A 242-nucleotide genomic window follows, 5' to 3' on the forward strand; every position below is an offset into this window, starting at 1 on the left:
TGCCAGGTTCTGCGCGCCCGGCAGCGCCGTGCCGGTGGGTTCAACCGCGGCGCCGTCGAGGGCCTTCAGGGTCACGGTCAGCGCTGGTGGCGGCCAGTCGCTGCGCGGTGCGCACCGGCCGCGGGCAGCTGCGCCCGGGGCGTCCCCTCGGTCGAGCTCGCCGCCGGACGGGGGCAGGCCGAGGAGGGTGGCGGGGGGGGTGGGGGCCGGCTGCGTGGCGCGCGCGCCGCGGCGGCGGGCGT

At 81.8% G+C, this 242-nt stretch carries 1 pseudogene; it reads right to left on the bottom strand.

Going from position 1 to position 242, the window contains the following annotated elements:
* Positions 1–242: pseudogene (locus ACQG3P_RS22445) on the bottom strand (argininosuccinate synthase); the annotation flags it as partial.

Source organism: Stenotrophomonas sp. SrG (genome assembly GCF_050031795.1).
GTDB lineage: Bacteria > Pseudomonadota > Gammaproteobacteria > Xanthomonadales > Xanthomonadaceae > Stenotrophomonas > Stenotrophomonas rhizophila_A.